This window comes from Phenylobacterium sp., from assembly GCF_046290725.1.
Lineage (GTDB): Bacteria > Pseudomonadota > Alphaproteobacteria > Caulobacterales > Caulobacteraceae > Phenylobacterium.
This window is the reverse complement of the sequence record NZ_JBKBUH010000001.1, coordinates 50,938-67,635: the sequence shown is the minus strand read 5'-3', so window position 1 is coordinate 67,635 and position 16,698 is coordinate 50,938. Positions and strand designations below refer to the sequence as shown.

Genomic DNA, 16,698 nt, shown 5'->3' with positions numbered 1-16,698 from the left:
GTGAGCCCTGGCCGCATCGTCTGTTTCGGAGAGGTCCTGCTGCGGCTCTCCGCGCCGGGGGCGGGGCGGCTCCTGCAGTCGCCGCAGCTCGACGTCTGCGTGGGCGGGGCGGAGGCCAATGTCGCGGTCTCCCTGGCCCGCTTCGGGCGCGAGGCGGCGGTGGTCAGCCTGCTGCCCGACAACGCGCTGGGCCGAGCCGCGCGCGATGAGCTGCGCCGGCATGGGGTCGACACCTCCGGCGTGCGCTTCGCGCCTGGGCGGATGGGGCTCTATTTCCTGAGCCCGGGAGCGGTGCTCAGGCCCTCGGAGGTCACCTACGACCGCGCCGGCTCCGCCTTCGCCGTGGCCGATCCGGGGGCGGTGGACTGGGAGACGCGGCTTTCCGGCGCCGCCTGGCTGCATCTCTCCGGGGTGACGCCCGCCATCGGCGCCGGCGCGGCGGAGGCGGCGGTGCGCGCCGCGCGCGAGGCCCGGCGGCTGGGGGTGAAGGTCTCCTTCGACGGCAATTTCCGCGCCACCATGTGGGCGGCCTGGCAGGGCGATGCGCCGGCCATCCTGCGGGCGATCTTCGAATGCGCCGACGTGGCCTTCGCCGACGAGCGCGACATCGGCCTGGTGCTGGGCGGCGACTATTCCAGAGGCTCGGTGGAGGAGCGCCGCCGCCGGGCGGCCGAGGCGGCCTTCGCCGCCTTCCCGAACCTGCAGCGCCTGGCCGCGACGGTCCGCACCCATCACGGCGTCGACCGGCAGGACCTTTCGGCGACGCTGGCGACCCGCGAGGCGTGGATCACGACCAAGGCCTATCCGTTGGGGGGCATCGTCGACCGGATCGGGGCCGGAGACGCCTTCGCCGCCGGCGTGCTGCACGGCCTTCTGGGCGGCGAGAGCGACCGGGCGAGCCTGGAGTTCGGCCTGGCCGCGGCGGTGCTGAAGCACTCCATCCCTGGTGATTTCAATCTGGTGCAGGAGGCCGAGGTGCGGGCGCTGGTCGCCGGCGACGGCCTGGACGTGAAGCGATGAGCCCCGATCCCATCCTCGAATACATGACCGCCGCCCCGGTGATCGCAGTGGTGACGATCTCCGATCCCGCGAAAGCCGCGCCCCTGGCCCGCGCCCTGGTGGCGGGCGGCGTCCCGAGCGTCGAGATCACCCTGCGCACGCCGGCCGCGCTGGAAGCGATCGCCCAGGCCGCAACGGTTCCCGGCGCCCTGGTCGGGGCGGGCACGGTGCTGTCGGAGCGCGACCTCGCCGCCGCCGCCGATGCAGGGGCGAAGTTCGCCGTCTCGCCCGGGGCGACGCCGAGCCTGCTGGACGCGGGGCGGCGGGCGACCATCCCGCTGTTGCCCGGCGTCGCATCGGCCTCCGAACTGATGATGGGGCTGGAGGCGGGGTATCGCGCCTTCAAGCTGTTCCCGGCGGAGGCGGTGGGCGGCGTCGCCCTGCTGCGCGGGTTCGCCGGGCCGTTCCCCCAGGCGCGGTTCTGCCCGACGGGCGGGGTGAGCCCCAAGAACGCCCGCGACTACCTGGCCCTGCCCAATGTGGTCTGCGTCGGCGGCTCCTGGCTGGCGCCCGAGGCCCTGGTCGCGGCCGGCGACTGGGCGGCGATCGAGGCCCTGGCGCGCGAAGCCGCGGCGCTGCGGGGATAGGGGGCCTCGTTTCCACCCCCCGCTTCGCAGCGGAGAAAGTGGCGTCACGTCCCGGGCTGGATGTATGGGACCTTGGCGAAGAGTTCGCGTTCGGCGCCGCGGGGGTCGTCGGCCAGACGCGGGGACGTATCGAAGATCATGGTCTGGCGCCGGTCGAGGCCGTAGGGCTCCCAGGGCGGCAGGCCGGCGTGGTTCGGGTCGCCGGTGCGGGCGAAGGCGAGGAAGGCTTCGCTCATCAGGTCGGCCACGCGCTGGGCTTGCGGGCTCGAGCCGGTGCGCGATCCCGGGGCGGCGACATTGTCGAAGACCAGCGGGATGTCGAGAGTGTGGAAGGCGCCCATGCGGCCGCCCTTTTCCGGGGCGCGGAAGTCGAGCTGATAGACGAAGGCCGGCGATCCCCGGCGAGCGCGGGCTTCGGCCTCGATGATCGCCGCCCGCCAGGAGCGGCCCGCCGTGGTGGCGGAGAAGAACACGTCGCTCGGCGAATAGTGCGGATAGAGCCGGCGATAGGTCTCCACCACGAGCTCGGGGCTGATGTCGACCCGCATCTCGGGGGCGAGCCTGGCCGGAACCTCATCCCAGGTCAGATGGAAATTCGCCTCGTCCCCGCCGAGGAAGGCCCGGGTCTCGTCGTGGGTGTTGCCGATGATCATGGGGATGTGCGCCGACTGGGCCGGGGCGTCGGGGTAGAAGGGGTGGCGCGTCAGGCTGCGTTCGTCCAGCACCGGCCCGAAATAGATCCCTCCGAACGGCAGGATCGGATCGCGGGCGGACTGGGCTTCCACCAGGCTTTGGGCGGGCAGGGTCAGGAGCTCTCCCGCCTGGTCGGGCCGCAGCTTCAGCGCCTCCAGCCAGGCCTCGGCGCGGCGGGTGGCGTTGAGGGGGCCTGAGGCGGTCACCTGCTGGCCGCTCATGGTGGCGGCGCGATGGAAAAGGCCGGCGGCCGCGGGCATGGCCATCAGGGTGGCGATCTTCGCTCCGCCGCCGGACTGGCCGAACAGCGTCACATTGCCCGGATCGCCGCCGAACTCGGCGATGTTGTCGCGCACCCAGCGCAGGGCGAGCACGATGTCGAGCTGGCCGACATTGCCCGAGTCGGCGAGCTCCGGCCGGCCGAAACGGGCCAGATAGGCGTAGCCGAAGGCGTTCAGCCTGTGGTTCACCGTGACGACCACCACATCGCCCCGCCGGGCCAGGCGGGTTCCGTCATAGAGCGGGCTGGAGCCGGAGCCGGTCGCATAGGCGCCGCCGTGCAGATAGACCATCACCGGCCGCCGGCCGCGGTCGCGCACTGCCGGCGTCCAGACGTTGAGGAACAGGCAGTCCTCGCTCCGCGGCGCCTCGCGGCCGCCCTGCGGCGAGGCGGGGCCGTAGTCGAAGGCCTCAGCTGGGGTCCGCCAGGGCGCGGGCGGCGCAGGCGGCCGAAAGCGGCGCGGGGCGGTGTCGGCGCCGTAGCGCACGCCCTTGAACACGCAGATCGCGTCCTGGACGTCGCCGCGCACCGGCCCGTGGCGGGTGGTCGCGAGCACGCTCGGGGCCTGGGCGAACACCGCCTTGGGCGCGGCGGCGAGCAGGGCGCCGGCGGCCAGCGCCGTTCGCCGGCTCGGGACCAGCAGACTTTCCTTCGACAAGCGCGCACCTCCCCAGGCGGCGTCAACTATGACACCGGTAACATTTGTATCCAGAAAAGGGAAAGCTCGGCGCGCGGGGCGGCGTGGATTCTTGAGCGAACGCTGCGATCCCGGGTTGGAATTATCGGCGGCGTCTGGCTTTAGATGCCGCGCGATGATGGCCTCTCCCACCAGCCGAGACGTGCGGCAGAACGTGCGAATGCTCGACGACCTGCTCGCGCAGGTGATCGCCTATCTCGACGGCCTTGAAGCCGCGGCCCTGGTGGAGCGCGCCCGCGCCGCGGCCGGCCACGAGGACGAAAGCCCGCTGGAGAGCCTGTTCGACACGCTCACCAATGAGGAGGCGCTGTTTCTGGCCCGCGCCTTCACCTGCCACTCGGTGCTGGCCAATATCGCGGAGGACGTCACCGGTCGCCGCCGCCATGCGGAGGCCGACGGCGATTCAAACCGCCCGCGCAGCCTGCCGGCCGCGGTGGAGGCCCTGCGCCGCGAGGGCGTCGGCGAGGACGAGCTGAAGGGGCTGCTGGCGGGGCTGGACGTCTCGCCGGTGCTGACCGCCCATCCGACCGAGGTGCGCCGCCGGGCGGTGGTGGACCGGGAGGCCGAGATCTCCCGCCTCATGGCCCTGCGCCGGCACCACCTGCCCACGACGCTGGATACGCGGCTGCAGGACGACCTCTTCCGCGAGGTGGCCCTGCTCTGGCGCACCCGCTTCCACCGGCCCGATCGGATCGCCCCGGCCGACGAGATCCGCAACGCCATGTCGGTGGTGCGCAAGTCGATCCTGCCGGCCCTGGTCGAGCTCTACGACCAGTGGGGGGACGCCGGGCTCTCGGCGATCCCTCTGAAGCTCGGCTCGTGGCTCGGCGGCGACCGCGACGGCCATCCGGGCGTGACCGGCGAGACCCTGAGGCTGGCCCTGCGCTCTCAGGCCAAGCTCGCCCTCAACTTCTATTCCGACGAGGTGCGGCGGCTGTGGTTCGACATGGCCGTCTCCTCCGAGCTCGCCCCGGTCAGCGAGGGCCTGAAGGCGATCGCCGCCGCCTCGCCGGAGAATTCGGTTCACCGCCAGGACGAGCCCTATCGCCTCGCGCTCGAGCAGATCTGGGAGCGGCTGTCGGCCACCGCCAACGAACTGGCGGGCGGCTCCTACCCCGCCCGCTCGCCCGCCTATGACAGCGCCGCAGCGTTCATCGGCGACCTGGAGACGGTGCGGGACTCCATCGCCGGAAACCTGGGCGAGCGGCTGGTGGGGGCGCGACTGCGAACCCTGCTGCAGGTGGCGCGCGCCTGCGGCTTCCATCTGCTGGCCATCGACCTGCGCCAGAACGCCGACGTGCACGAGGCGGTGCTGGCCGAGCTGTTCGCCCGGGCGGGCGAGGGGCCGGACTATCTGTCGCTGGACGAGCCCGAGCGGGTGAAGCTGTTGCTGGCCGAGCTCTCCCACGAACGGCCGCTGCGCTCGCCCTTCGCGGACTATTCCGAGGTCACGGCGCGGGAGCTCGGGGTGTACGACGCCGCGGCGGAGGCGGCGCGGCGCTACGGCGCGGCGGCGCTGGGCGCCTATGTGATCTCCAAGTCGGCGACGGTCTCGGACATCCTGGAACCCCTGGTGCTGCTGAAGCAGGCGGGCCTGGTGACGGGCGGCGCCCGGTCGAGCTCGAAGGTCCGCGTGGCGCCGCTGTTCGAGACCATCGGCGACCTGGAGCGGGGCGCGCAGGTGATCTCCGACTGGCTCGCCCTGCCGCAGGCGCGCTCCCTGCTGGGGCCTGAGGCCGTGCAGGAGGTGATGCTCGGCTATTCCGACTCCAACAAGGACGGCGGCTATGTGACCTCGCGCCGGGCTGTGGCGCGGGCGGCGAGCGAACTCGCCCAGGCCTGTGAGGCCGCCGGCGTGGGCTTGCAGCTCTTCCACGGCCGCGGCGGTTCGGTGGGGCGCGGCGGCGGGCCGGCCGCCGAGGCGGTGCTGGCCCAGCCGGCCGGCACCGTGCAGGGCCGGCTGCGCATGACCGAGCAGGGCGAGATGATCGCCCGCCGCTATGGCGAGCAGCCGACGGCGCGGCGCAATCTCGACAGCCTGGTGGCCGCTGTGGTGCTGGCCAGCCGCAAGGGCGCAGCGGTGCAAGACGGCCGCAGCCCGGCGCTGGACCGGCTGGCGGAGGCGTCCTTCGCCGCCTATCGCGAGCTGGTCTACGAGACCCCGGGCTTCGAGGACTTCTTCTGGTCGGCCACGCCGATCGCCGAGATCGTGCACCTGAACATCGGCTCGCGCCCGGCCTCGCGCACCCAGAGCCGGCGGATCGAGGACCTACGGGCGATCCCGTGGGTGTTCTCCTGGTCGCAGGCGCGGTTCATGCTGCCGGGCTGGTACGGCTTCGCCGGCGGGGTGCGCCGGGCGGGGCTGTCGGCCTCGGAGCTGGCGGACCTGGCCGGGGCCGACGACCTGTTCGGCTCGCTGCTTTCCAACATGGAGCTGGCGCTCGCCCAGGCGGACATGGAGATCGCCGGCAAGTACGCGGAGCTGACGCCCGACCCGGCCCTGGCGCAGAAGATCCTCGATCCGATCCGGCGGGAATACGAGGCCGCGCGCGAGCTGGCGCTCTCGATCCGCGGCGGGACCGAGCTTCTGGAGATCCAGCCGGAATTGGCCGAGTCCGTCGCCCTGGCGGCGCGCGCGGTCGATCCGCTGAACCACCTGCAGGTGGAGCTGCTCAGCCGTCGGCGCGCCGGCGACGAGAGCGCCGCCGTGCGCCTGGCCATCCAGCTGACCGTGGCCGGCGTCGCCGCCGGCCTGCGCAACACCGGTTAGGCGGCCGCGGCCGTCTTGTGGCCGGCCAGCAGCACCGAGACGCCGAACAGCGCCATGCCGGCGACGATCAGGATCTCGCCGGCGACCAGCACCGGCGCGATCGGCGGCTGGCCGCTGCTGATCTTGTAGACCATGGCGAGCGTCAGCAGGTTGCCGAGATTGGAAACGGCGAACACCGTCCAGGCCAGGCGGCTGGAAGCGCGCGCGCCGGCGATGCCGTAGAAGGCGCCCATGATCGCCAGGCCCGCCCAGCCGAGCAGGTTGATGTGCGCGTGCAGCGGCCGCATGGCGAAGTCCTGGCTTGCGCCCATGACCATGCCCAGCACCATGCCAGCGATCGCATAGAGCACCGCCACGCCGAAAAAGGCGGTCGAAATCCGAGACATATTGAAAACCCCCGTCGTCTTCTCCCCGCGGGAGAAGACCAGAGACGGGGGTTTCCTGCAATCTAGACCCGTAAGGGTCGCTTAGCGGATGAGATTGGCCACGACGTTGGCGACCACATCGGCCACGAGACCCGTATCGCGGCGGACCAGATAGGCGTCGTCCTCCACCAGCACCCAGCGATAGCCGGGCGGCGGCGCACGCAGCTGATAGCGGGCCGGCTCGACAATGTAGTAGGTCCGTTCGGTGTAGTAGGCGCGCGGGATGCGTTCGCCCGAGCGCCACATCTTCTTGGCCTGGCCAGGCGGCATGCCGTGCGGATGGCCGCCCGGCGGCCCGGGCTTGGCGGCGGCGGTCGCGCCGGAGCCGACGAGCGCGGCGGCGGAAAGCAGAATGACAAGGGGCTTCATTCGGTCGCTCCAGACGTCCCTCGACGACAGAACGGCTGCGTCGCGCCTCGGGTTCAAAGCTTCGCGCCGACCTGGCGGCAGATGTGCCTCCACTCCGCCTCGGTCACCGGCTGGACCGACAGGCGGAACGAGGTCACCAGCGACATGGCGGCGAGCGCCGGGTCGGCCTTGGCCTCGGCCAGGGTGAAGGGGCGGGGCAGGGGCGCCAGCGCCCGGACGTCGACGCAGACGAACACGCCCTTGGGATCGGTGGGGTCGGGATAGTGCTCGGAGATCACCTCGGCGACGCCGACGATCTCCTTGCCGGCCTGGGAGTGGTAGTAGAAGGCGCGGTCGCCGACCTTCATGGCCATCAGGTTCAGCTTGGCGGTGTGGTTGCGTACGCCCGTCCAGGGCTCGCCCGCCTCGCCGCGCGCGACGAGGTCGTCCCAGGAAAAGGCGTCGGGTTCGGACTTCAGCAGCCAGTAGGCCATGGGCGCAGGTCTCCGTCTTCGAGGCGGCGCATGCTACGGGCGCCGGGGGCGAACGGCCAAGGTGGAAGGCGCGCCCGCGCCGAAACCGAGCCGGCGCGCCGCCGGTTGGGGCTGAACGCAAGGAGCCGGCCATGAACCTCGCCATCTGGATCGCGCTGGGCGTCGGCCTGGGGGCCGCCGTCGGCGCAGCTTTCGACAATGCGCCCATCGGCATCGCCGTCGGGATCGCCCTGGCCGCCGTGATCGGCGGAGCGGTCGGACGCTGGCGGAGCCGCCGAGACGGGCGCTAGGCCTCCGCCTCCGGTCGGTCCTGGCGGGCTCCCCATTTGTTCTTGATTTGTTCTTGACCTGTCGCTTAGGTCAGGTACACTCAAGCTGTGCTGGGCGGATTGGGCGAGGCCGGCAGGTTTCAGAGATCACGGGGGCGGTGCTGACGCATGGGCGAGAGTATTGGGCAATTCATGGATCGTCAGAAGCGAAGGGTCGCCCGCTTCGGCCGTGAAGCCGAGGCGGCCGCGCATGAGGCGTACGGAAAGGCGATCCGCGCAGGTGAGGATCTCAAGCTGCCCTCACCTCGAGAGGTCGTAGAGCACGGTGCGAGGCTCATTCAAAAGTATGAGGAGCGCGCTGCGAATGCGGTCTCGCAGGGCACACGGAAGGCCAAGGTCCAACTCGCAGATGTGGTGGAGCGTGTAGGCCAGAGTCCCACGGCCAGAGTCGTCGCCGTCGATGCCGTGCGCGGCGCAGGAAACGCCATCGGCGTCGTCAGAGGAGGCGTGCACGCGGTGCAAGGGCTGGTCGACGGCGCAGCTTTCGCCAGTCGGCTGGCGAATCCCCTCGATGTCTTGATGAGTCCACCGGGTGAATCCGCGGTCGAACAGCTTCACCGGGCCAGCAGGAACTTCAGCTCGGCGACCGCCGACTACGTGCAAAAGGCGACCGCCAACCCTAGAAGCGTCGTGACGGATGTAACGGAGACGGCGAAGCAATGGCGGCGTGATCTCGATCCGACCGCGACGCCGGCGGCGCCCACCTTCGCCGGAGAGCTGCGTCGAAACTTCGATATCGCCCAAAACCAGGGTGAACTTCTTTTCGACGTGGGGTCGCTGTTTGTCGGCGGACCCGCGGCGAAGGCGGTGAAGGGGCTCCCCCGCGCCGCCAATGTCGGCAATACGGAGAAGTATCTGGCTCAGGGATTCAGCCCGAGGGCCGCCGCGCATCTCTCTGATCCGTATCCGTCATCGAATATGGGTAGCCACTTCATCCCGAGGCGTACGAGGCTGCCGGATTTTCTCGGCGGAGGGCCTTTGCCAAAGGACTACATGGACGGCCCGTTCAACAGGCTGGTCCCGCCCGGTATCAGTCGCGGCGACTTCTACGAACTCCATTATGAAGTCGATCCACGTTTCTATGGTACAGGCGTTCGAGGCGAGCGCTGGAGCGGAAGAGACCTCGGGCTCGAGAGGCGCGGCCCGGTGGGGCGGTTTTGGTATGGCAGTCCCGCGCCACTCAAGGCGCGTGTGGGCGGCCTCGGCGCAGCGGTCGGCGGCGGCCTATATGATCTGAATTGGGGCGAACAATGACGAAGCCGAGAGGGAGCGTGGAGTTCCTCGCCGAATTCCCCGACGACACCGTCTATGACGCGGCGGGCGACGAGGTCCAGTTCGCCGGGGCGAATGTCGCCCGGGCCATCGGCGCGCTGCTGACCAAGCAGGGCTACGAAGTGGCCGCGCCGGAGAACTGCCAGGAACTTGGCTGGGAGTTCGATGTTCGGCGCGACCGCTCCAGGTTCTGGCTACGCCTCACCAAGATCCAGGAGTTCGTGCTGGTCACCCAGGACATGACGTTTCGCCTGTGGCCCAAGCCCGGCCCTTATGTGCAATTCCTGCAGGATCTTCACGCCCAACTCGCCGGCGATCCGCGTTTCAGCCGGATCAGGTGGTTCCAGGACGTCTTGCCCGCGGACGGCGGCGCGTGGTTCCCGGCGCCGGTGGATGCGCCTTAGAGCACGCGAGACGGCGCCGCTCGTCTGCGGGCCTGACACGGTAGGTTTTCGGGAGAATCGAGACCCCGCCTCAGCGGGGAAATGAATGGTCGGAGTGGCAGGATTTGAACCTGCGACCCCCGCGTCCCGAACGCGGTGCTCTACCAGACTGAGCCACACTCCGACTTGGGAGCGGGCCTTATAGAGGAGCCGCAGGCGCCCCGCAAGCGACCTTGAAAAGCTCTCGTGAGAGGGCGTTGCATCGTCGAAGCGGTTGGGCTATTTCCACGCCCTCGCCGCGGGGCGCAGCCCCCGTCGCCGTTCCTGCTGGGGAATGGTGTAATGGTAACACTGCGGTTTTTGGTACCGTCATTCTAGGTTCGAGTCCTAGTTCCCCAGCCACATCCCTCACTGCGACATCCTGCCCGCGCGCGTCAGCGCCCTGTTAACGAGCTTTGCCTTAAAGGTTCGCTCGGCAGTTGTTTCAGGCCCGGCGCCGACGGGCTTCGCGCGTTCCAGGGCGGGCTCTCGCACGAACTTCGCATGGCTCTGATCGCGCAGCCGCTTTCCCGCTTCAACCTGCAGGATACGCAGATCCTGCTGCTGCAGCCGGCTGTGACGGAAGCCGACATCTATGTGCAGATGCTCACCGGTTTCGGCGCCAAGTCGCTGCATCGGGCGCTCACCCAGGCCGAGGCCATGGAGATGCTGGCCCAGACGGTGATGGACCTGATCATCGTGGATGCGCGCCTGCCCGACGGCGAGGGCGACGGCTACGACTTCGTCTCCGCCCTGCGGCGTGCTCCGCGCCATCCCAACAGCTTCGCACCCGTCCTGATCCTGGCCGGCCATACGCCGCGGTCGAAGGTGGAGCGGGGTCGCGACTGCGGCGCGCATTTCGTGATCGGCAAGCCGGCCAGCCCCTCGGTGCTGCTGGAGCGGATCCTGTGGATCGCGCGCGAGACGCGGCCGTTCGTGGAGTGCGCGGCCTATGTCGGGCCAGAGCGCCGCTTCAAGTACGAGCCGCCGCCGGACGGCGTCTGGCGCCGGCAGGGCGACCTCTCCATGGAGGTGGGAAGCGCGCTCGAGCCCAATCTGGACCAGTCCGAGGTCGACCAGCTCCTCCAGCCCAAGAAAGTCAGCTCGTGACCGTCAAGTACCACCGCCCCAGATACGCCATGGCGCAGAAGCTGCGCCGCGGGCCGGGCGTGGCCGTGCCCGAGGCGGTCCGTCGCGCCGAGGCCAATGTCGAAGCCATGCGCGAGGAGCTGCTGGCCGAACTCGGCGCCGGGATCGACGCCCTGGAGACGCTCCTGCGCCCGCCGGGGCAGGGACCCGGCCTGATCCAGGCCGCCTATGACCAGACCCAACTGCTGATCGCCGTGGCCGGCGCGTGCGGGCTGGACGGCGCGGCCTCGGCGGCGCACGGGCTCTGCGAACTGCTGGACCGCATGTCGCGCGGGCGGTTCGAGGCCGAGCCCATCGCCGTGCACGTGCGCGCCCTGCGCCTGCTCGGCCAGCCCGGCGCGGTCTCCGAGGAGGAGGGGGCGCAGATCCTGCAAGGGCTGGAGAAGGTCTGCTCGCGCTACGGGGATTGAACCCAAGGCCAAGCTTGATGGGGATCAAGGCCCGACGGTCGTGACCGTGGGAGCGGGAGGAGACCGCGGAGCCGCAAGTCATGCCCCATGTCCCCACCGCCGTCCTGGCCCTGGTGATCGGCCTGGCCTTGACCGCCTGCGCCACGACCTCAAGATCAACCGGCGCGCCGCCGGCTGCGGATCGCGGCGAAGGCCTGCTGACCGGCGCCACCGATATCCCGCCGGCCCTGGCCGCCGCCAAGGACGGGCCCTACGTGCTGGCCCAACCCGCCGCCTGCGCGACGATCGAGATCGATATTTCCGCCCTGGACGTCGAGCTGGGTCCCGATCTGGACGCGTCGGACGCCGAGGGCGATCCGAACGTGGTGGAACGCGCCATGACTGGGGCGATCCGCGGCGCCATTCCCTATCGCTGGGCGCTCAGATGGATGATCGGCGCGGAACGGAAGGAGCGGGCGTTCCAGGAGGCGGTCCTGGCCGGAACGGCGCGACGGGGGTTTCTGAAAGGAGTGGCGCGAGCGATGGGATGTCCGGGCCGTTGAAGGCGTAGGGCTAAAGTCTCAGGCCCTCGCCCGAAGGCGCCGTCGCATCGCCGCCGTTCAGCGCCTTCTGCATCTAGACGATGTCGACCCAGCGACCGTGCTTGAAGCCGAAGCCCTTGCCGACGCCCGCATGGCTGAAGCCGAGGGCGGTGTGCAGGCCGATGGAGCCGGCGTTGGCGGAATCGCCGATCACCGCCACCACCTGGCGGACGCCGAACGTCTCGCAGGCGCCGATCACCGCCGACAACACCGCCCGACCGACGCCGCGTCCCTGGGCCTCGGGGGCGACATAGACGCTGTCCTCGACCGTGTAGCGGTAGGCGGCCCGCGGCCGGAACGGGCCGGCATAGGCGAAGCCCAGCACCCGCCCTTCGCTCTCGGCGACCAGATAGGGCAGGCCGCGCTCGAGGACGGCGCGGCGGCGGGCGTCCATTTCCTGCGCCGTCGGCGGGACCTCTTCGAAGGTGCCGAAGCCGTGCAGCACGTGGTGGCCGTAGATGGCGGCGAGGGCCTGCGCGTCGGCCTCGGTCGCAGGGCGTATCAGCATGGCTTTCCTCCCGACCCCGCCGGCCTCAGCGCGCCCACGCCCGGTCCACCGCCCAGATGGCGAAGGCGTAGTCCAGGGCGATCTCCTTCAGGAAGTCGAACCGGCCCGAAGCGCCGCCGTGGCCCGCCTCCATGTTGATCTTGAGCAGGATGGGGGCCTCGCCTGTCGAGTATTGGCGCAGCTTCGCCACCCACTTCTGCGGCTCCCAATAGGTGACGCGCGGGTCAGAGAGGCCGCCGGTGGCCAGGATCGCCGGATAGGGCTGGGCCGTCACATTGTCATAGGGGCTGTAGGACGCGATGCGGTCGTAAGCCTCGGCGTCCTCCAGCGGGTTGCCCCACTCGGGCCATTCGGGCGGGGTGAGCGGCAAGGTGGTGTCGCTCATGGTGTTGAGCACGTCGACGAACGGCACGGCGGCGATGATCCCGGCCCAGAGGTCGGGCCGCATATTGGCCACCGCCCCCATCAGCATGCCGCCGGCCGAGCCGCCATAGGCCACCATCTTCCCCTTCGCGCCGTAGCCGCTCTCGGCCAGGTGCTCGGCGCAGGCGATGAAGTCTATGAACGTGTTGGTCTTCTTCTCCTTGCGACCCTCGAGGAACCAGCCCCAGCCCTTGTCGGAGCCGCCGCGGATGTGGGCCACGGCCCAGATCCATCCACGGTCCACGAGCGATAGATTGCGGATCGAGAAGGCCGGCTCCATGGCATGGCCGTAGGAGCCGTAGCCGTAGAGCAGCAGGCGCGCCGAGCCGTCCAGCGGCGTGTCCTTCAGCATCAGGACGGTGATCGGCACCTCCGCCCCGTCGGGGGCCGTGGCGTAGAGGCGCCGGGCGACATAGCGGGCGGGATCGTGGCCGGACGGCACTTCCTGGGTCTTGCGCAGAGTGCGCTCGCGGGTGGCCATGTCGTAATCGAACCACTGCCGCGGCGTGGTCGGCGACTGGTAGACGAAGCGGGTGAGGGTGGTCTCGTACTCGTAGCCGCCCTCGAGGGAGAGGGCGTAGGCCTCCTCTTCGAAGGCGATCGCGTGCTCGTCGCCACTGCGGGCCATGACCACCAGGCGATCCAGGGCGTTCACCCGCTCGGCCCGCACAAGATGGCCGGCGAAGGCTGCGAAGCCGGTGATGTAGCGGCCGGGCTCATGGGCGACGAACTCCGCCCAGGTCGCCTTGGCGGGGACGGCGGCGGTCGAGGTCATGAGCTTGAAGTCCACCGCCCCGTCGGCGTTGGTGCGGATCACCCAGCGGTCGGTCCAGTGGTCGAGGTCGTATTTCACGCCGACCTGACGCGGCTCGGCCGCCACCGGCTCGGCGGTCGGCTCGGCGGCCGGGATCAGCCGGATCTCGGTGGTCTCCTGGTTGCCGATGTGGATCAGGATGTGGCTGCGGTCGGACGCGACGCCGACGCCCAGGAACATGCCGTCGTCCGGCTCCTCATAGACCAGCACGTCCTCGCCGCCGCGGGCCGGACGGCGGAAGATTTTGGCGGGCCGCGCGTTCTCGTCGCGCCAGATCCAGAACAGCCATCGGCTGTCGGGCGAGAAGGCGAAGTCGCCATAGGCGCTCTCGACCGCCTGGGGCAGGGTGTCGCCGGTGGCGAGATCCTTGACGCGGATCGTGTAGTACTCCGAGCCCTGCTCGTCTGCGGCCCAGGCGTAGAGGGCGTGATCGGGGCTGTGGTGGGCCGCGCCGACCTGGAAGAAGGCCTTGCCCTTCGACAGGGCTTCCTCGTCCAGCAGGATCTGCTCGCCGTGGGACTCGCCCCGGCGGCGGCGGCCATGGATCGGGTGCTCGGCGCCGATCTCGTAGCGCACATAGTAGTCCCACGGGCCGTCGGGGGCGGGGACGGAGCTGTCGTCCTCCTTGATGCGGCCCTTCATCTCGGCGAACAGCTGGGCTTGCAGGGCCTCGGTCTGCGCCAGCATCGCCTTGGTGTAGGCGTTCTCCGCCTCCAGGTGCTCGCGGATGTCGGCCCGCAGGGCCTTGGGGTCGCGCAGCACCTCGCGCCAGTTGTCGTCCTTCATCCAGGCGTAGTCATCGGCGCGCGTGCGCCCGAGCTGCTCGATGGTCTTCGGATCGCGGCGCGCGGCCGGGGGCTTGGGCAGGGTCATGGAGGCTAGATGCGGCGCCCCGCGCCGGTCCTCAAGCTCGGACGCCGGCGCGGCGATCCGGCGCATCCGATTCACGCGATTTTTGCTTCCCGTTAACCAGGCGATTAACCAACAAGGCCGATAGTCCTTCGCATACTTATTTCCGGGTTTGGGGGCGTCCATGGTCATGGACCTGTCAGTGGAGCTGATCCACGCCACCGTGCAGCTTGAGCAGCCGCTCGGCGACGGCACCCGAACCGTCGGCACCGGATTCCTCATCCAGTCGACGGCGCCCGACGGCGCGCCCCGCACCGTGCTGGTCACCGCCAACCACGTGCTGGCCAAGATGCCCGGCAAGGACGCCCGCATCGGCTATCGCATCGCCAACGCCGACGGCAGCTGGAGCTATTCGCCCCAGACCCTGCGCATCCGCGACGAGGGCGGGGGCGCTCTGTGGACGCGGCATCCCTCGCGCGACGTGGCCGCCATCTCGATCACCGCGCCGGCCGAATTCGCCAAGGCGGCGATCCCGCTGAACTGGCTGGCCGAGGACGACACCTTCCAGGCCAACAAGGTCGGCGCCGGCGACGAGATGATGGCGCTCGGCTTCCCGCGCGGCCTGGCGGCCAACCAGGCGGGCTTCCCGATCCTGCGCGCCGGGCGCGTGGCCTCGTTCCCGGTGGCTCCGGCCCAGGTGTTCCCGACCTTCCTGCTCGACTTCACGGTGTTCCCCGGCAATTCCGGCGGCCCGGTGTTCATGTCGCAGGCCGCGCGCAAGCGGGTGGGGGCGGCCGAACCGCAGGAGGTGCAGTTCATCGCCGGTCTCTTGACCCAGCAGGTGGAGCTGAACAACGAGCGGCTGGAGATCGGCATCGTCACCCACGCCAAGTTCATCCGCGAGACGCTCGCCCTGATGGACAACCCCCTGGCGCCCGTCACGGTGGCGCGGTCGGAACCTGTGGTCGGCGCCAAGGCGGCCTCGGCCGAAGAAGCCGTCGCCCGGGATTAGGGCCCCCCCGGAACTCCCGTCGTCGCGCGCCGGTTTCCCAACCGGGGCGGCGCGGGGCAGGAACCGACGGAGGCTCGAATGAAGATTTCGGAATGCATGACGCGCGACGTCCGGCTGGCCAGCCCGGACATGACGCTGCGCGAAGCCGCGCGGCTGATGGGCGAGTGCGACGCGGGCGTCCTGCCGGTGGGCGAGAACGACCGGCTGGTGGGCATGCTCACCGACCGCGACATCGCCATCCGCGGCATCGCCGAGGGCAAGGGCCCGGACGCCAAGGTGCGCGAGGCGATGACCGAGGAAGTCCGTTGGTGCTTCGAGGACGACGACGCCGACGAGGCGCTGCAGACCATGGCCGACGAGCAGATCCGCCGGATGCCGGTGCTGAGCCGTCAGAAGCGGCTGGTGGGCATCGTCTCCCTGGGCGATCTGACCGAGGCCTGCCGACCGCAGGAGACCGGCCAGACGCTGTCGGCCATCTCACGCGCCGGCGGGCAGCACAACCAGTCGATCCACTAGCAGGCTCTCGAGCCGCCGAGGCTGTCGTTTAGGCCGAGAGCCAAGCTCTTTTCCTCCCCCCTCCCGCTCAGCGGGAGAGGCGGGCTTTCAGGTGATCGGCCTCTTCACGGAACGGGTTCGGCGCGGCCGTGTTCACCCCTCATCGGACGACAACGAGGAGGAGCGCCATGCCGACGCCCGAGGACCATGTCTATAAGGTGGTGGAGTTGGTGGGCTCCTCCGAGGCGTCCATCGAGGACGCGGTCCAGACGGCGATCGGCCGGGCTGGCGAGACCCTGCGCAACGTCCGCTGGTTCGAGGTCGTCGAGACCCGCGGGCACGTGGAGAACGGGCAGGTGGCGCACTATCAGGTGCGGCTGAAGGTGGGCTTCACCCTCGACAGCTGAGCGTTCCGCGGGCGGATTTTTTTCGCGGAGACGGGAACCCCAAAGCCGCTTGAAGGTTGGAACGTCGGATCAAAGAGCGAAAGCTGTCTGATCGAGGTCGGCTCCTCGATCTGGAAACGGAAACGAGACCGATCAAAGAAAGCCCGGCGCGCACCCTGAACAAGGGCAACGCCGGGCTTTCGTTTGTCCGGCGCTATCCTCAGGCCCCGTAGACGATGGAGATGGTCTCGGCCACGCAGGCGGGGCGCTCTTCGCCCTCGATCTCGATGGTGCACTCGTTCTTCAGCTGGACGCCGCCCGACTTGGGCTCGGCGCCGATCAGCTTCTGGCGCAGGCGGATGCGCTTGCCCACGCGGACCATGTTGGTGAAGCGGACCTTGTCGGAACCGTAGTTGATGCCGCGGGTGACGCCCTTCACCGGCATCAGGCCCTGCGACAGGAACGGGATCAGCGAGAGCGTCAGGTAGCCGTGGGCGATCGGGCCGCCGATCTCGCGGGTGGCGCGCTCCACGTCCACGTGGATCCATTGATGGTCGCCGGTGGCTTCGGCGAACTGGTTGACGCGCTCCTGGGTGATCTCGACCCAGTCCGACACGCCGACTTCCTGGCCGACCAGGCCGGGCAGGTCCTTGAACTCCACCGGGTTCATCGTTTGCTCCCTCGAGGCTTTGAAA

General features: G+C 69.9%; 18 protein-coding genes, 2 tRNA genes and 1 pseudogene. 13 read left to right on the top strand and 8 right to left on the bottom strand.

The annotated features are described in order from the left end of the window. Positions 1-1,020, top strand: a complete 1,020-nt coding sequence (locus ACK41C_RS00375) for a sugar kinase (protein WP_409648960.1) — start codon at positions 1-3, stop codon at positions 1,018-1,020. Beyond that, entirely contained in the window at positions 1,017-1,646 is a 630-nt protein-coding gene (gene eda / locus ACK41C_RS00370; RefSeq protein ID WP_409648957.1) for a bifunctional 4-hydroxy-2-oxoglutarate aldolase/2-dehydro-3-deoxy-phosphogluconate aldolase, read from the top strand. Before ACK41C_RS00375 ends, eda begins: the two co-directional genes overlap by 4 nt. Positions 1,647-1,690: 44 nt before the next feature. Here the strand turns inward: eda and ACK41C_RS00365 are convergent, their stop codons facing one another. Next, entirely contained in the window at positions 1,691-3,259 is a 1,569-nt protein-coding gene (locus ACK41C_RS00365) for a carboxylesterase/lipase family protein (RefSeq protein WP_409653844.1), read from the bottom strand. 172 nt (positions 3,260-3,431) lie between these two features. Here ACK41C_RS00365 and ppc point away from each other — a divergent pair, with 172 nt between their 5' ends. Beyond that, the gene (gene ppc, locus ACK41C_RS00360) at positions 3,432-6,086 is read left to right on the top strand and encodes a phosphoenolpyruvate carboxylase (RefSeq protein WP_409648955.1); all 2,655 of its coding nucleotides are present in this window, start codon (positions 3,432-3,434) and stop codon (positions 6,084-6,086) included. Here ppc and ACK41C_RS00355 read toward each other — a convergent pair. From ACK41C_RS00355 to ACK41C_RS00345, 3 genes are all read right to left on the bottom strand, one after another. After that, positions 6,083-6,472: a hypothetical protein gene (locus tag ACK41C_RS00355; RefSeq protein ID WP_409648952.1), complete on the bottom strand. Its 390-nt coding sequence runs from the start codon at positions 6,470-6,472 to the stop codon at positions 6,083-6,085. The genes ppc and ACK41C_RS00355 overlap by 4 nt on opposite strands. Before the next feature lie 81 nt (positions 6,473-6,553). Next, positions 6,554-6,880, bottom strand: a complete 327-nt coding sequence (locus ACK41C_RS00350; protein WP_409648950.1) for an RcnB family protein — start codon at positions 6,878-6,880, stop codon at positions 6,554-6,556. Positions 6,881-6,933: 53 nt separating this feature from the next. Further along, complete coding sequence (locus tag ACK41C_RS00345; RefSeq protein ID WP_409648947.1) at positions 6,934-7,353, bottom strand: EVE domain-containing protein; 420 nt, start codon at positions 7,351-7,353, stop codon at positions 6,934-6,936. 131 nt (positions 7,354-7,484) lie between these two features. Here ACK41C_RS00345 and ACK41C_RS00340 point away from each other — a divergent pair, with 131 nt between their 5' ends. The 3 genes from ACK41C_RS00340 (at position 7,485) to ACK41C_RS00330 (ending at position 9,358) form a co-directional block, all read left to right on the top strand. Beyond that, a complete protein-coding gene (locus tag ACK41C_RS00340; protein ID WP_409648944.1) occupies positions 7,485-7,643 on the top strand; it encodes a hypothetical protein in 159 nt (52 codons plus the stop codon). A gap of 171 nt (positions 7,644-7,814) precedes the next feature. Further along, the gene (locus ACK41C_RS00335) at positions 7,815-8,936 is read left to right on the top strand and encodes a hypothetical protein (protein ID WP_409648941.1); all 1,122 of its coding nucleotides are present in this window, start codon (positions 7,815-7,817) and stop codon (positions 8,934-8,936) included. Beyond that, positions 8,933-9,358, top strand: a complete 426-nt coding sequence (locus tag ACK41C_RS00330; RefSeq protein WP_409648938.1) for a hypothetical protein — start codon at positions 8,933-8,935, stop codon at positions 9,356-9,358. The genes ACK41C_RS00335 and ACK41C_RS00330 overlap by 4 nt, the downstream gene beginning before the upstream one ends. Positions 9,359-9,444: 86 nt before the next feature. Here the strand turns inward: ACK41C_RS00330 and ACK41C_RS00325 are convergent. Continuing rightward, positions 9,445-9,521, bottom strand: a tRNA-Pro gene (locus tag ACK41C_RS00325). A 144-nt stretch (positions 9,522-9,665) separates the two neighbouring features. Between ACK41C_RS00325 and ACK41C_RS00320 the strand changes: the two genes are divergently transcribed. The 4 genes from ACK41C_RS00320 (at position 9,666) to ACK41C_RS00305 (ending at position 11,477) form a co-directional block, all read left to right on the top strand. Next, positions 9,666-9,739 (top strand) — tRNA-Gln (locus tag ACK41C_RS00320). A gap of 141 nt (positions 9,740-9,880) precedes the next feature. Continuing rightward, positions 9,881-10,486 (top strand): response regulator, encoded by a 606-nt coding sequence (locus ACK41C_RS00315; protein ID WP_409648936.1) that lies wholly within the window; start codon positions 9,881-9,883, stop codon positions 10,484-10,486. After that, entirely contained in the window at positions 10,483-10,935 is a 453-nt protein-coding gene (locus ACK41C_RS00310; RefSeq protein ID WP_409648934.1) for a hypothetical protein, read from the top strand. Before ACK41C_RS00315 ends, ACK41C_RS00310 begins: the two co-directional genes overlap by 4 nt. Before the next feature lie 80 nt (positions 10,936-11,015). Further along, entirely contained in the window at positions 11,016-11,477 is a 462-nt protein-coding gene (locus tag ACK41C_RS00305) for a hypothetical protein (protein WP_409648931.1), read from the top strand. A gap of 10 nt (positions 11,478-11,487) precedes the next feature. Here the strand turns inward: ACK41C_RS00305 and ACK41C_RS00300 are convergent. Continuing rightward, positions 11,488-12,024, bottom strand: a pseudogene (locus ACK41C_RS00300) (N-acetyltransferase family protein). 25 nt (positions 12,025-12,049) lie between these two features. Beyond that, complete coding sequence (locus tag ACK41C_RS00295; protein ID WP_409653841.1) at positions 12,050-14,134, bottom strand: S9 family peptidase; 2,085 nt, start codon at positions 14,132-14,134, stop codon at positions 12,050-12,052. A 160-nt stretch (positions 14,135-14,294) separates the two neighbouring features. Between ACK41C_RS00295 and ACK41C_RS00290 the strand changes: the two genes are divergently transcribed. From ACK41C_RS00290 to ACK41C_RS00280, 3 genes are all read left to right on the top strand, one after another. Then, positions 14,295-15,122, top strand: a complete 828-nt coding sequence (locus ACK41C_RS00290; protein WP_409648928.1) for a trypsin-like serine peptidase — start codon at positions 14,295-14,297, stop codon at positions 15,120-15,122. Between the two features lie 78 nt (positions 15,123-15,200). Further along, on the top strand, positions 15,201-15,638 hold the full coding sequence (locus ACK41C_RS00285; protein ID WP_409648925.1) for a CBS domain-containing protein: 438 nt from the start codon (positions 15,201-15,203) through the stop codon (positions 15,636-15,638). 167 nt (positions 15,639-15,805) lie between these two features. Further along, complete coding sequence (locus ACK41C_RS00280) at positions 15,806-16,024, top strand: dodecin (protein WP_409648923.1); 219 nt, start codon at positions 15,806-15,808, stop codon at positions 16,022-16,024. 199 nt (positions 16,025-16,223) lie between these two features. On the opposite strand, the gene ACK41C_RS00275 is transcribed toward ACK41C_RS00280, so the two are convergent. Next, on the bottom strand, positions 16,224-16,673 hold the full coding sequence (locus ACK41C_RS00275) for a MaoC family dehydratase (RefSeq protein ID WP_409648920.1): 450 nt from the start codon (positions 16,671-16,673) through the stop codon (positions 16,224-16,226). Positions 16,674-16,698 lie beyond the last annotated feature (25 nt).

Excerpts from the sequence above, each read along its gene's own strand:
- ACK41C_RS00345 (WP_409648947.1), bottom strand. The coding sequence starts at position 7,353 with ATGGCCTACTGGCTGCTGAAGTCCGAACCCGACGCCTTTTCCTGGGAC.
- ACK41C_RS00275 (WP_409648920.1), bottom strand. The coding sequence starts at position 16,673 with ATGAACCCGGTGGAGTTCAAGGACCTGCCCGGCCTGGTCGGCCAGGAA.
- ppc (WP_409648955.1), top strand. The coding sequence starts at position 3,432 with ATGATGGCCTCTCCCACCAGCCGAGACGTGCGGCAGAACGTGCGAATG.
- ACK41C_RS00295 (WP_409653841.1), bottom strand. The coding sequence starts at position 14,134 with ATGACCCTGCCCAAGCCCCCGGCCGCGCGCCGCGATCCGAAGACCATC.
- ACK41C_RS00290 (WP_409648928.1), top strand. The coding sequence starts at position 14,295 with ATGGTCATGGACCTGTCAGTGGAGCTGATCCACGCCACCGTGCAGCTT.
- ACK41C_RS00355 (WP_409648952.1), bottom strand. The coding sequence starts at position 6,472 with ATGTCTCGGATTTCGACCGCCTTTTTCGGCGTGGCGGTGCTCTATGCG.
- ACK41C_RS00330 (WP_409648938.1), top strand. The coding sequence starts at position 8,933 with ATGACGAAGCCGAGAGGGAGCGTGGAGTTCCTCGCCGAATTCCCCGAC.
- eda (WP_409648957.1), top strand. The coding sequence starts at position 1,017 with ATGAGCCCCGATCCCATCCTCGAATACATGACCGCCGCCCCGGTGATC.
- ACK41C_RS00280 (WP_409648923.1), top strand. The coding sequence starts at position 15,806 with ATGCCGACGCCCGAGGACCATGTCTATAAGGTGGTGGAGTTGGTGGGC.
- ACK41C_RS00305 (WP_409648931.1), top strand. The coding sequence starts at position 11,016 with ATGCCCCATGTCCCCACCGCCGTCCTGGCCCTGGTGATCGGCCTGGCC.
- ACK41C_RS00350 (WP_409648950.1), bottom strand. The coding sequence starts at position 6,880 with ATGAAGCCCCTTGTCATTCTGCTTTCCGCCGCCGCGCTCGTCGGCTCC.
- ACK41C_RS00315 (WP_409648936.1), top strand. The coding sequence starts at position 9,881 with ATGGCTCTGATCGCGCAGCCGCTTTCCCGCTTCAACCTGCAGGATACG.
- ACK41C_RS00285 (WP_409648925.1), top strand. The coding sequence starts at position 15,201 with ATGAAGATTTCGGAATGCATGACGCGCGACGTCCGGCTGGCCAGCCCG.
- ACK41C_RS00340 (WP_409648944.1), top strand. The coding sequence starts at position 7,485 with ATGAACCTCGCCATCTGGATCGCGCTGGGCGTCGGCCTGGGGGCCGCC.
- ACK41C_RS00335 (WP_409648941.1), top strand. The coding sequence starts at position 7,815 with ATGGATCGTCAGAAGCGAAGGGTCGCCCGCTTCGGCCGTGAAGCCGAG.